Origin of the sequence: Pelomonas lactea (assembly GCF_043555885.1) — a bacterium.
Taxonomy (GTDB): Bacteria; Pseudomonadota; Gammaproteobacteria; order Burkholderiales; family Burkholderiaceae_C; genus Pelomonas; species Pelomonas lactea.
Genome location: NZ_JBIGHX010000002.1, coordinates 472,554 through 485,667, shown reverse-complemented (window position 1 = coordinate 485,667; position 13,114 = coordinate 472,554). Strand labels below are relative to the sequence as shown.

Below are 13,114 nucleotides of genomic sequence, written 5' to 3'. Positions count from 1 at the left end.
CCTGCCACACGCGAGACGCGTGTGGCGTTCGAGCCGTCCAAGCTCGCGCAGGCGAGCTTGGAGCCGCGGCTCTCACTCCCCTCGGGGGACCGACCAGATGCGCCGCGTACAGCAGGCGCGACTGGACGAGGGGCTTCAGAACTTGTAGGAAAGTCCCATGGCAAACGTCCGCCCGAAGTGCGCATACAGCAGCGTGTCATCCCGCTGCGAGTCGCGGCCGTAGCGCAGCGGCTGGTCGGTCAGGTTGGCAGCCTCGACCGTCAGCTTCAGCTTCGGCGTCACGTTGTACGACGCCGAGAAGTCGATGTTGGTGGACGCGTTGACGAAGGTGACGTCGTGGCCGTTCACGTCGCCCAGCACGTTGAACAGGTACTTGGAGCGGTAGGCCGCCGAGACGCGGGCGCTGAACTGGCTGTCCTCGTAGTACAGCGTCAGGTTGCGCGCATCGGGCGACATGCCCACCAGGTTGGCGTTCATCGCCAGCTGCGGCAGCGTGGCCGTGGCCGTGCGGGTGATGTAGTTGATGGTGGACTTCACGTGCGTGATGTTCGCCAGCAGGCCGAAGTTGCTCCACACGCCCGGCAGGAAGCTGAACGGCGCCTGCAGGTTGATCTCGTAGCCCGTCAGCGGGCCGCCCGGCGTGTTGGCCGCACGGCTGACCGTGACGACCGAGGACGGCAGCGTCGGGCAGGCCGGCGTGCCGCCGGTGATGGAGCAGGTGCCGCCGCCGGTCAGCAGCGTGTCGGGCAGGCCCAGCGTGTTGTAGGGCACGCGCTCGCTGATGCGCTGGATGTAGGTCTCGATCTTCTTGTGGAACACGCCCAGCGACAGCAGCGAGTTCTTCGCGAAGTACCACTCGGCCTGCAGGTCGTAGGTCTTGGCGCGGATCGGGTCCAGCTGCGGGTTGCCGATGCTGACGGTCTGCGCGTTGGTGTTGACGGAGGCCGACGGCGCCAGGTCCACGTACTCGGGGCGCGACAGCGTCTTGCTGGCCGAGAAGCGCACGAACACGTTCTGCGGCAGCTGCGCGGTCAGGTTGAACGACGGCAGATAGTCGCGGTAGGTCTTGTCGAAGGTGACCGGCGTCAGCACGCCGCCCGCATTGACCAGCGCCGATGCGGTGGCCTTGGTGTCGGCCGCGCGCAGGCCGGCGTTGCCGCGCCAGGTGATGCCGCCAAGCTCGTAGTTGAAGTCGGCCGACACATAGGCGGCGTTGATCTTCTCGGTGACGGTGCGGTTGGACTGGTTCAGCGTGACGAGCTGCGAGCCCGGCACGGCGGCGCAGTTGCACTCGATGTCCCAGACCTGGCGGAACTTGTCCAGGTCCACGGCGGCCCACTGCGTCGGGTAGCCGGAGCCCTCCAGCCCCTTGCCGAAGTTGGAGATCGTGCGCGACACGCTGGCCATCGTGAAGCCGGCCGGGTTGGCCAGGCCGTTGGCCGCGCCGGAGCTGATCTCGAAGTTGTCCCAGCTGTTGTTGCGCGCCGAGAGGCCGCCCTTCAGCGTCCAGTGGTCGTCGAGCTCCCAGCTGGCGGCCAGCGCGTTGGTCTTCAGCGTGTTGCCGGTGTTCAGCCGGCGGCCGACGAACTGGCCGTGCACGGTGCCGTCGGCGTCGGTGGGGCCGAATGTGAAGCTGGCCGGGTTCGCCACGTCGATGCCGAAGTTCAGCGCCGGCACGTTGCGGTTGTTGCGGAAGTCGAACGAGAAGCCGCTGACGTTGGGGGCGTCGAACTGCACCGTCGCGCGCATCGGCGAGTTCAGCCGGCTGGCGGAGATGCCGGTCATGGCCTCCAGCTTGATGTCGTGGGTCAGCTTGTGCGTGGCCGTCAGCACATGCTGGCGGAAGGTGGTGTTGTTGACGTCCAGCAGGCCCTCGGAGCGCACGTCCACGCCGTTGAACTTGCCGTACTCCCAGCTGCCGTTGCTGTTGAAGGACGTCTCGACGATGGACGTCTGCGGCTTGCCGTTGGCCGCGGCGAGCGTGCGGCCCAACGAGATGGCCGAGATGTAGTTGTCGTAGCGGTTGTTGTTGAACTTGCCACCCAGCAGGTCGAGGTTGACCTCGGTGGCGTCCGACGGCTTCCACTGCAGCGCGGCGGTCATGCCCAGGCGCTCGTACTGGGCCACCGAGCGGCGGTAGCGCGGGATGCGCGGGTGGAAGGCACCGCTGCCGGCGGCCGGCGTGGCCACCGTGCCGCCGTAGTTGTCGGTGCGGCCGAACACGTCGTTGTAGGCCGTGGTGCTGGACGTGCGCGGCAGGTTGTTGCCGCAGTTGGCGGCCGTCACGCCGCGCACGGCGTCGTTGGCGGGGCTTTGCGGTGTGGCGCCCAGCGGCGAGCAGAAGCCGCCATCGGCGTTGGCGCTCAGCATTTCCACAGCCTCGTAACCTTCCTCGGTGGCGTGGCGCTTGGAATAGGCGCCCGAGACGAGGAAGCCGACCTTGCCGATGCCGGTGTCGGCGCGCGTCGTGAACAGCCCCGTCACGCGCGGTGCCGGGTGGCGGGCCAGCGTGTTGTAGCTCTGCTGCGCGCCGACCGTCAGCGTCTGCGCGTCCTTGAAGTCGAACGGCCGCGCGCCGCGCAGGTCCACCGTGGCGCCAAGCGACCCTTCCTCCACGTCGGCCTGCGAGGTCTTGCGCACCTCCAGGCTGTTGAACAGCTCGGCCGCGAACACCGAGAAGTCGAACGCGCGGCTGCGGTTGGTGCTGCCGTTGATGTCCGACGCGCCGGTGGCCGAGATCGCCTCGATGCCGTTGATGCGCACGCGCGTGAAGCCGGCGTTCAGGCCGCGCACGGTGATCTGCTTGCCCTCGCCGCCGTCGCCGCGCGCCAGCGACACGCCCGGCACGCGCTGCAGCGACTCGGCCAGGTTGGCATCGGGAAACTTCGAGACGTCTTCGGCCTTGATGACGTCGACGATGCCGTCGGCGTTCTTCTTCAGGTTCAGCGCGTTGTTCAGGCTGGCCCGGAAGCCCGTCACGACGACGGCGTCCAGCTTGGCGTTGGGGTCTTCCTGCGCGTGGCCGCTGCCCGCCAGCGCGCCCATGGCCAGCGCCACCGCGCTGAGGCGCCAGGGGCTGCGGGACTGCTTCTCTCCGTGGAACTTGCTCATACGACTCCTGTCTCCGTTTTGTGGCCTCTCGGGCGAGGCAGGCAGATGGTCGTCGTACAACCCCGGTGAGCCCAGGGCCGGCGGGCAAACGCTCACGCGTTTGCTCAGCCGGGCTGCGGGATTTCCCGCGAGTTGTCGCGGTTTGGCGACTAGGGGGTTTTCAGCGAGCCGGCATCGTTGCTGACAGCGCGTCGCAACGGTCCTTCAGCGACGCGGCCAGGCGGCGCAGCGCGGGCGTCATGCGGTGCCGGCCCACGGCCATCCAGTGCAGCGGCGCGGGTTCGCCCAGCCAGCCGGGCAGCAGCGCGACGAGCCGCCCCGCGGCCAGGTCGTCGGCCGTGTCCAGCCAGCTCTTGTACGCCAAGCCCAGCCCGCGCAGCGCCCACTCCCGCACCAGCCCACCGTCGTCGGCCGTGCGGCTGCCGCTGACGTCCACGGCGCAGGCCTCGCCGTCGGGCGACGTGAAGCGCCATCGGCCATGCACGCTATCGCCCAGCCGCCAGCGAAGGCAGTCATGCGCGCGCAGGTCCGCGGGCGTGCGCGGCGCGCCGTGGCGTGCCAGGTAGGCAGGGCTCGCGCACAGCACGCGCCGGTTGGCAGGTGCCAGCGGCAGCGCGACGAGCCCGGAATCCGGCGGCTCGCCGTAGCGAACGGCGAAATCCACCGGCTCCTGCACGAGGTCGGCGACGCGGTCGCTCAGCCGCAGTTCGAGCTGCACGCCCCCATCCGCGGGCGGTTCAGCGGCGATGAAGTCTTCGATCCAGCGCCACAGGTGCTGGCGGCCCACGTCGCTGGGCAGGCTGATGCGCAGCCGGCCGCTCAGCGGCTGCGCGTCGCCCGCCGCGTCGCGCAGCGCGGTCTGGCCGTCCTCCCAGGCCGCTAGCAGCTGGCGCGCATGCGGCAGCCACTGCGCGCCGGCCTCGGTCAGCCGCAGCCGGCGCGTTGTGCGCTCGAACAGCCGCACGCCCAGCTCGCGCTCCAGCCGCGCGACGGTGGCACTGGCCTGCACGGGGCCCAGGCCCAGCCGCCGCGCTGCAGCCGAAAAACTGCCCGCCTCGGCGGCGGCGACGAACAGTTGTAGCGGGGCGAAGCGGTCCATCTTCATGTTTATGGTGAAACTTATTTGCGGATCCTAGGCTTTTTGAAAGCAATGCCGGCAGACACCATGGCGGTCATCACATCTCCTGCCTGAAAGGCCCGCCATGAAAGCCATCGGCTATCTCCAGTCCCTGCCCATAGACCACCCCGAATCGCTGGTGGACCTGCAACTGCCCGAACCGCAACCCGGTCCGTTGGACCTGCTGGTGCGCGTGGCCGCCGTGTCGGTGAACCCGGTCGACACCAAGGTGCGCCGCAACCGCGCGCCGCAGCCGGGCCAGCCCGAGGTGCTGGGTTGGGACGCCGTGGGCACGGTGCTGGCGGTGGGCGAGGCCGTGCAGGGCTTTGCCGTCGGCGACCGCGTCTACTACGCCGGCGCCATCAACCGGCCCGGCTCGAACGCCGAGCTGCAGGTGGTGGACCACCGCATCGCCGCGCACGCGCCGCAAAGCCTGAGTGACGCCGAGGCCGCTGCGCTGCCGCTGACGGCCATTACCGCGTGGGAGCTGCTGTTCGACCGCCTGGGCGTGCTGGAGGGCGGCGGCGCGGGGCAGACGCTGCTGGTCACCGGCGCCGCCGGCGGCGTGGGCTCCATCCTCGTGCAGCTGGCGCGCCAGCTGACGCAGCTGCGCGTCGTCGGCACGGCCAGCCGGCCCGAGACGCAAGCCTGGGTGAAGCGCCTGGGCGCCCACGTCGTCGTCGACCACAGCCAGCCGCTGCGGCCGCAACTCGTCGCGGCCGGTGTGCCCGAGGTCGCGCTGATCGCCAGCCTCACACACACCGAACAGCACTGGGACGCCCTTGTCGATGCCGCCGCGCCGCAAGGCCGCCTCGCTCTCATCGACGACCTCAGCGGCCCTGTCGACGTGATGACACTCAAGCGCAAGGCGCTGTCGCTGCACTGGGAGCTGATGTTCACGCGGCCGCTGTTTGGCACGCCCGACGTGGCCGAGCAGGGGCGGTTGCTGGCCCGCGTGGCGGCGCTGGTGGACGCTGGCCGGTTGCACACGACGGTCAGCGAGCAGCTCAGCCCCATCAACGCGGCCAACCTGCGGCAGGCGCATGCGCTGGTCGAGTCGGGCCGCATGCGCGGCAAGGTGGTGCTCAGCGGCGGGTTCTGAGGCTCACCACTTGCAGCCCTTGCCGCGCGCCGCGTCGATGGCCAGCGGCACGACGGCCAGCAGGCCGGCGCCGCTGTAGGCCTTGCGGCAGTCTTTGTTGACGGCGTCTTCCACCGACTGCTCCAGCTTGGACTTGCGCTCGGGCGGTGGCGGGATCAGGGCGATGAGGCCGGTGCTGCCGCGCCGGGCCGTCATGTCGCCGCGCGGCAGTGCCAGGTTCAGCGGCGCCCGCGGCGCGCTGGCGGCGGCCGTGGGGGAGGGCGGCGGGGCTGGCACATCGGGGCCGAGGCGCGGGCCGGCGTCCGGCGAACCGGCGGCCGCCTTGGGCGCGGCGAAGGGGCTGGCGTTCGGGTCGCCGCGCGCGGGGCCGGCCGGCGCGCTGACCTGGCCGGGCAGGTTGCCAGCCAGCTCTGACAGGCTGGTGGCGCCCGGTGCCGGTACGGCTGCGCGCGTGTTGGGCGTGGCGGCCAGCGGTGCCACGCCGCCAGCGGCGTCCGTCGATTCCAGCCGGCGCACCGGGGCCGGCAGGTCCTGCGCGCCCTGCAGCGCAGCGGCGGTCGCGGCCGCTACCGTGCCGGGCGCGCGCAGGTCGCTGGCGCGGGCCAGCGGCGCCACGGCCGCGCCGTCGGTGGTCGCTGCTTCCAGGCGCTGCACGGGCGCGGGCAGCGCTGTGGGAGGTGTCAGTGCGGGCGTGGCGGTGGCGGTGCTGCGCAGCTCGGCCGGGCGCGGCAGCACCGCCGTGGTGGCCGCGGCGGCCGGGGCTTCCAGCCGTGTGACGGGGCGTGGCAGGTCGGCGCTGGGGACGGCAGCGGTGGCGGCCGGGGCAGCACGCAGCTCGGCGGGGCGGGGCAGCGTGGCCGTGGCGGGCCCCGCGGGGGCCGCGTCCAGCCGGTTCACGGGCGCCGGGAGGTCGGCGGGCTGGATCGGCAACTGCGCCGCCCGGGCGGGCGTGCGCAGGCTGGCGGCGGGGGCCAGCGGCGTCACGGCGGCATCGGGCCGGGTCTCCAGCCGGTTCAGCGTGGCCGACGGCAGCTCGGGCGCGGGCAACTGCAGCGGCGCGGCGGGCGGCGGCGTGCCCAGGTCCTGCCGCTCGACGGGGCGAAAGCCCTCGGGCAGGTCCAGCGTGGCCGTGCTGGGCGGCGCGTCGGCGGCGTCGTCGGTGCGCGCGGCCTCGGGCGGCACGGGTTGCGGGCGGGGGCGGCCCAGCGCGCGCGCACCGGCCTCGGCGGGCGACGGGCCGGCCCCGCCGGTGGCGGTGTCGGCCGGCGGCGCGTCGGCGTCACCGCCGCTGCGGCCCAGCAGCTTCACCGTCAGGCTGCCCCAGACGCCCTGGCCCGGCGCAGCGGTGCCGGTGGCGTTGCCGAACATCAGCACCAGCCACACGTGCAGCAGCAGCGCCAGCAGCAGGCAGCGCTGCATCTGGCGGGCATCGGGCGGCGGGCGGCGGAGGGCAACGGCGGTCACGGCCGCCGCATTGTGTGCCAGGCCGGTGACGGTCCGGAGTGAGGGGCAACGCCGATGCGCACGTGTGCTCAGGGCCAGCGGGGCAGGGTGTGGCGCACGGGCGGCAGCGCGGCGCCGTCGGCCGCGTAGCTGCGTTCGACGAGGTGCGTGGCGCCGCCGGCCTCGCGCACCAGCACCGTCGCGCAGCGGGTGCCGTAGACGGCCGGCGCGCCGGGCTCGGCGATACGGATGAAGCGCGGCGACAGCAGCCGCTCGCGGGCCAGGCCCACGCCGGTGTCGGGCAGGTCGGCATCGGCCGCGGGCGTGGGGTCGGCCAGCGCGGCGAGCAGGCGTTCGGTGAGGTCGTCCGCGCCGCTGGCGTCGGTCAGCGCCTCGGCCAGCGCGGCACGCAGGCCCGTGGTCTTGGGCCAGGGTGTGTCCAGCGCCGCGTTGGACAGCGCGTGGATGCCGGGCGCCAGCGGGACCGGCGCGGGCGCCCGGTTGCTGAGCCAGTGCCAGGCGTTGCGGGCCAGGTCGCCGGTGACCAGGTTGAAGCCGTTGTAGCCCTCGGCCAGTTGGCGGGCGAATGCGGGCGCGTCCAGCTCGCTGGTGAGCCAGTCGACGACCAGCGCGCCGCGCGACGGCGCGGCGGGGTTCTGCCGGCCCGGCTCGCGCACGTTGGTCAGCAGCGCGAGGCGGCCGGCGCGCGTGACGCCGAACCACGTGCCGCCGGCGCTGAGGTCGCGGCCGGCGAGGATCTGCGGCCGGTCAGTCCACCAGGCCATGGGCGCGGCGGTCCGGGCGAAGAACTCGTCGCGGTTGGCGGCAATGACGAGCGGAAAGCGCGGGTGGGCGTTCAGCGCGAAGGCGGCAAGGCACATGGGTGGGAGGCTAGGGTCTGTCGGGAGGCACGGCGATCGCAGGAAGCGAGGGTGGCCGCCTATCATCGCGGCAGCAACACTGGAGAACACGGTGCAGCGACGCCAGTTGGGACTGTTGGGGCTCGCATGGACCTGGGATGGCCTGGCCGCGACGGGCAGGCCCGCCACCGTGCCCTCGCCCAACTCCGGGGCGCCGTTGCGGCTGCTGAGCGAGGAGTTCCCTCCCATCAACTTCACCGAAGCCGGCCATCCGAGCGGCCTTGCCGTGGAGGTCGTGCAGCAGGTGATGCTGCGCCTGGGCCAGACGGTGCCCATCGAATTCCTGCCCTGGGCGCGGGCCTACCGTGCCGCGCAGGGCCGTGAGCCGGTGGCCTTGTTCTCGGCGGCGCGCATTCCGGAGCGGGAGAGGCTGTTCCAGTGGGCGGGGCCCATCGTCACCTTCTACAGCAGCTTCTACGCGCGCGCGGGTACGGACCGGCTGCGGCGTTTCGACGAGGCCCGCCAGGCCGAGGCCGTGCTCGTCGTGCGGGACTGGTACACGGCTCAACAGCTTGAATCCCAGGGTTTCCGCAACCTGCGCTATGTCAGCGGCCCCGTGCAGGGCCTGCGCATGCTGCTGGCCGGGCGCTCGACACTGTTCGCCTCGGAACGCATCAGCATGCCCAGCACGCTGCAGGCGGCCGGCATCGAGCCTGGTGCGCTGGCCGAGGTTTACACCTACGCCAGCAGCGACGGCTACGTCGCGTTCTCGCCGGGTACCCCCAAGCGTGTCGTGGCGGACTGGCAGCGCGAGATCGACGCGATGAAGCGGGATGGCAGCTTCCAGGCCATCTACAAGCGCTGGCTGCCCCAAGACAATCCACCGAGGTGACTCGCACCCGGTTTTCGGTATTCGGGCCGAGCGCTGGGCCTGCCATGTGCCGCAGGCGCATGGCGTTGCGCAGGCACAAGCCGCCCGCAGGGACTGCTTGTGCCCGACTCCACCTCACCGGGCCGGCCCGACTGGGCGCGCCCGCGTTCCGCGTGGCAAGCCCAGACAAGAGGGCTCAACACTCGACGATGTTCACCGCAAGGCCGCCGCGCGCGGTTTCCTTGTACTTGGTCATCATGTCGGCGCCGGTGTCGCGCATGGTCTTGATGACCTTGTCGAGACTCACGAAGTGCGTGCCGTCGCCGCGCAGCGCCATGCGGGCGGCGTTGATGGCCTTGACCGAGGCGATCGCGTTGCGCTCGATGCAGGGGATCTGCACCAGGCCGCCGACGGGGTCGCAGGTCAGGCCCAGGTGGTGCTCCATGCCGATCTCGGCGGCGTTCTCCACCTGCTCCGGCGTGCCGCCCATGACGGCGCACAGCGCGCCGGCCGCCATCGAACAGGCCACGCCCACCTCGCCCTGGCAGCCGACCTCGGCGCCGCTGATGGACGCGTTTTCCTTGTAGAGGATGCCGATGGCCGCCGCGGTCAGCAGGAAGTCGATGACGCCATCTTCGGTGGCGCCATGCACGAACCGGGCGTAGTAGTGCAGCACCGCAGGCACGATGCCTGCCGCGCCGTTGGTGGGCGCCGTGACGACGCGGCCGCCGGCGGCGTTCTCCTCGTTGACGGCCAGCGCGTAGAGGTTCACCCAGTCCATCACCTGCAGCGGGTCGCGCAGGGCCTGTTCAGGGTTGGACGTGAGGCTGGCGAACAGGCTGGGCGCGCGGCGCTTGACCTTGAAGCCGCCGGGCAGGATGCCCTCGGTCCTGCAGCCGCGCTGCACGCAGGCCTGCATCACGCCCCAGATCTTCAGCAGGCCGGCACGCGTCTCGACGTCAGGCCGCCAGTGGCCCTCGTTGCGGCGCATGACCTCGGCGATGGACAGGCCGTATTTCTTCGTCAGCGCCAGCAGCTCGTCGCCGGTCTTGAAGGGGTAGGGCAGCACGGTCACGTCGGGTGCGATGACCTTCTGCTTGCTGCCGTCGGCCGCCACCTCGTCGCTGACGATGAAGCCGCCGCCGACCGAGTAGTACACGCGGTTGGCGAGTTCGGCGCCTTCGGCATCGAAGGCCAGACAGCGCATGCCGTTGGCGTGGAAGGGCAGGCTCTCGCGGCGCTTGAAGACGAGATCCTTGGCCTCGTCGAAGCTGATCTGGCGTTGGCCGACGAGGTTCAAATCGCCCCCGCGGATGCCGTCCAGCAGCGCGGGAATGGCCTCGACGTCCACCGTGTCTGGCTCATGGCCCGCCAGGCCCAGCAGCACGGCCTTGTCGCTGCCGTGGCCCTTGCCGGTGGCGCCGAGGCTGCCGTACAGCACGACCTGCACACGGGCCACCCGGTCCAGCAGGCCATCGTGCTGCAACCGCAGGCCGAACAGACGCGCGGCGCGCATCGGCCCGACGGTGTGCGAGCTGCTCGGGCCGATGCCGATCTTGAAGAGGTCGAAAACGGAAACGGCCATATCTGCCTCGGTTCGGTAGAGGGCGGCTTGTGGCCGCCCGACTCATCCAGCGGCTGCCGTGGAACTGGCTTTGCCAGGCCACCGGCAGCGCCCCCTTGAGGGGGCCGGCGAAGCCGGTAGAGGGTGGGTCAAGCCTCGTCGTACTCGCTGAGCGGCACGCAGGAGCAGAACAGGTTGCGGTCGCCGTAGACGTTGTCCACGCGGCCCACCGGGGACCAATACTTCTGGCGGCGCAGGCTGGGCAGCGGGAAGGCCGCCACCTCGCGGCTGTAGCCGTGGGCCCAGTTGCTGGCGCTGACGACCATGGCCGTGTGCGGCGCGTTGACCAGCGGGTTGTCCTCGCGGCTGACCTTGCCGGCCTCGACGTCGGCGATCTCGTGGCGGATCTGGATCATCGCGTCGATGAAGCGGTCCAGCTCGGCCCGGCTCTCGCTCTCGGTGGGCTCCACCATCAGCGTGCCGGCGACGGGGAAGCTCAGCGTCGGCGCGTGGAAGCCGTAGTCGATCAGGCGCTTGGCGACGTCCTCGGCGCTGACGCCGGAGCTGTCCTTCAGCGGGCGCAGGTCCAGGATGCACTCGTGGGCCACGCCGCCACCCTTCACGCCGTCGATGCCACCGGAGAAGTGGATGTCGTAGTGGTCGGACAGGCGAGCAGCGACATAGTTGGCCGACAGGATGGCGACTTCGGTCGCCTTCTTCAGGCCCTCGGCGCCCATCATGCGGATGTACATCCACGAGATGGGCAGCACGGCTGCGTTGCCCAGCGGAGCGGCGGACACGGCGCCGATGTTGGTCGCCTTGCCCAGGCCCGCGGTGCGGTGCGCCGGCAGGAAGGGCACGAGATCGTCAACGACGCAGACCGGGCCCACGCCCGGGCCGCCACCGCCGTGCGGGATGCAGAAGGTCTTGTGCAGGTTCAGGTGGCTGACGTCACCGCCGAACTCGCCAGGCGCGGCCACGCCGACCAGTGCGTTCATGTTGGCGCCGTCCACGTAGACGCGGCCGCCATGCGCCTTCACCACCTGGCAGATCTCCTTCACGTGCGTGTCGAACACGCCGTACGTGGAGGGGTAGGTGATCATGATGGCGGCCAGCTTGTCGGCGTGCTGCTCGCACTTGGCCTTCAGGTCGGCCAGGTCGATGTTGCCCTCCTTGTCGCACTTGGTGACGACGACCGACATGCCGCACATCTGCGCCGACGCGGGGTTGGTGCCGTGGGCCGACTCGGGGATCAGGCAGACCGTGCGCTGGTGGTCGCCACGCGACTCGTGCCAGGCCTTGATGGCCAGCAGGCCGGCGTACTCGCCCTGCGAGCCGGCGTTGGGCTGCAGGCTGATGCCGGCGTAGCCGGTGCACTCGGTCAGCCACTGCTGCAGCAGCGTGTCCAGCTCGGTGTAGCCGGCCAGCTGGTCTTGCGGCGCGAACGGGTGCAGGTTGGCGAACTCGGGCCAGGTGATGGGGATCATCTCGGCCGTGGCGTTGAGCTTCATCGTGCACGAGCCCAGCGGGATCATGCTGCGGTCCAGCGCCAGGTCCTTGTCCGACAGGCTGCGGATGTAGCGCAGCATCTCGGTTTCGCTGTGGTGGGTGTTGAAGACCGGGTGCGTCAGGAAGGCGCTGGTGCGGCGCAGCTGCGACGGGATCAGGCTCTCGACGCCGGCGGCGAACTCGGCCACCGTCGGCACGGTGGCGCCAGCGGGCGCGAACCACGACCACAGCGCTTCGATGTCGGCGCGCGATGTCGTCTCGTCCAGCGCGATGCCGACATGCTGGTCGCTCAGCTTGCGCAGGTTGGCCTGGGCCGCGACGGCCTTGGCCATCACGGTGGCGACATCGCACTCCACCAGCAGCGTGTCGAACACGTGCGGCGTGACGACCTTGAGCCCCATGCGCGTCAGGCCGGCATGCAGGATGGCCGTGTAGCTGGCGACGCGTTCGGCGATGCGCTTGAGGCCTTGCGGGCCGTGGTAGACGGCGTACATGCTGGCGACGACGGCCGGCAGCACCTGCGCCGTGCAGATGTTGGACGTGGCCTTCTCGCGGCGGATGTGCTGCTCGCGGGTTTGCAGCGCCAGGCGCATGGCCGGGTGGCCTTGCGCGTCCTTGCTCACGCCGACCAGACGGCCGGGCATGGAGCGCTTGAACGCGTCCTTGCAGGCCAGGAAGGCGGCGTGCGGGCCGCCGGCGCCCATGGGCATGCCAAAGCGCTGGCTGTTGCCGACGACGATGTCGGCGCCGAACTCGCCAGGCGAGGTCAGCAGCGTCAGCGCCAGCAGGTCGGTACAGACGATGAAGGCTGCCTGCTTGGCGTGGGCCTGCTCGGTGAAGGCCTTCAGGTCATGGATGAGGCCGGTGGTGCTGGGGTACTGGCAGACGACGGCGAAGTAGTCGTGCTCGGCCATCAGCGCGGGCGCCATGCCGACCAGCACCTCGAGGCCCAGCGGCTTGCAGCGCGTCTGGATGACCTCGATGGTCTGCGGGTGCACGTCGCCGGCGACGATCAGCGTGTTGCTCTTGCTCTTGACCGAGCGCTTGGCCAGCGTGACCGCCTCGGCGGCCGACGTGGCCTCGTCCAGCATGGAGCCGTTGGCGATGTCCATGCCGGTCAGGTCGGTCACCAGCGTCTGGAAGTTCAGGATGGCTTCCATGCGGCCCTGCGAGATCTCGGCCTGGTAGGGCGTGTAGGCGGTGTACCAGGCGGGGTTCTCGAGGATGTTGCGCAGGATGACGCCCGGCGTGTGCACGCCGTAGTAGCCCTGGCCGATGAAGCTCTTGTAGACCTTGTTCTTGCCGGCGATGGCCTTGAGTTCGGCCAGCGCGCCCGCCTCGGTGATGGGGGCGGGCAGCTTCATGCCTTGCGAGCGGCGGATGGCCGCGGGCACGACCGCGTCGATCAACGCGGTGCGGCTGGCCACGCCGACGGCGGCACACATCAGGGATTCATCGACGGCATCCGGCCCGATGTGGCGGGCGTGGAATTCGGTAGCGTCTTCGAGGATGGAGAGCGGCGTCGGCATGGCAGGGC

8 protein-coding genes are annotated in these 13,114 nt (G+C 70.9%); 2 read left to right on the top strand and 6 right to left on the bottom strand.

Annotated features, from left to right (window positions below; genetic code table 11):
• Positions 1-135 precede the first annotated feature (135 nt).
• Together ACG04Q_RS06455 and ACG04Q_RS06450 are read right to left on the bottom strand one after the other, a co-directional pair.
• Positions 136-3,111: a TonB-dependent receptor gene (locus ACG04Q_RS06455; protein WP_394510075.1), complete on the bottom strand. Its 2,976-nt coding sequence runs from the start codon at positions 3,109-3,111 to the stop codon at positions 136-138.
• Between the two features lie 160 nt (positions 3,112-3,271).
• Positions 3,272-4,210 (bottom strand): LysR family transcriptional regulator, encoded by a 939-nt coding sequence (locus tag ACG04Q_RS06450; RefSeq protein ID WP_394510074.1) that lies wholly within the window; start codon positions 4,208-4,210, stop codon positions 3,272-3,274.
• A 103-nt stretch (positions 4,211-4,313) separates the two neighbouring features.
• Here ACG04Q_RS06450 and ACG04Q_RS06445 point away from each other — a divergent pair, with 103 nt between their 5' ends.
• Entirely contained in the window at positions 4,314-5,330 is a 1,017-nt protein-coding gene (locus ACG04Q_RS06445; protein ID WP_394510073.1) for a zinc-binding alcohol dehydrogenase family protein, read from the top strand.
• 3 nt (positions 5,331-5,333) lie between these two features.
• On the opposite strand, the gene ACG04Q_RS06440 is transcribed toward ACG04Q_RS06445, so the two are convergent.
• The gene (locus ACG04Q_RS06440) at positions 5,334-6,794 is read right to left on the bottom strand and encodes a hypothetical protein (protein WP_394510072.1); all 1,461 of its coding nucleotides are present in this window, start codon (positions 6,792-6,794) and stop codon (positions 5,334-5,336) included.
• A gap of 68 nt (positions 6,795-6,862) precedes the next feature.
• The gene (locus ACG04Q_RS06435; protein WP_394510070.1) at positions 6,863-7,654 is read right to left on the bottom strand and encodes an NRDE family protein; all 792 of its coding nucleotides are present in this window, start codon (positions 7,652-7,654) and stop codon (positions 6,863-6,865) included.
• 91 nt (positions 7,655-7,745) lie between these two features.
• Here ACG04Q_RS06435 and ACG04Q_RS06430 point away from each other — a divergent pair, with 91 nt between their 5' ends.
• On the top strand, positions 7,746-8,525 hold the full coding sequence (locus tag ACG04Q_RS06430) for a substrate-binding periplasmic protein (RefSeq protein WP_394510068.1): 780 nt from the start codon (positions 7,746-7,748) through the stop codon (positions 8,523-8,525).
• A gap of 175 nt (positions 8,526-8,700) precedes the next feature.
• On the opposite strand, the gene ACG04Q_RS06425 is transcribed toward ACG04Q_RS06430, so the two are convergent.
• On the bottom strand, positions 8,701-10,089 hold the full coding sequence (locus ACG04Q_RS06425) for an L-serine ammonia-lyase (RefSeq protein WP_394510067.1): 1,389 nt from the start codon (positions 10,087-10,089) through the stop codon (positions 8,701-8,703).
• A gap of 128 nt (positions 10,090-10,217) precedes the next feature.
• Positions 10,218-13,106, bottom strand: a complete 2,889-nt coding sequence (gcvP, locus tag ACG04Q_RS06420; protein ID WP_394510066.1) for an aminomethyl-transferring glycine dehydrogenase — start codon at positions 13,104-13,106, stop codon at positions 10,218-10,220.
• Positions 13,107-13,114: the final 8 nt, after the last annotated feature.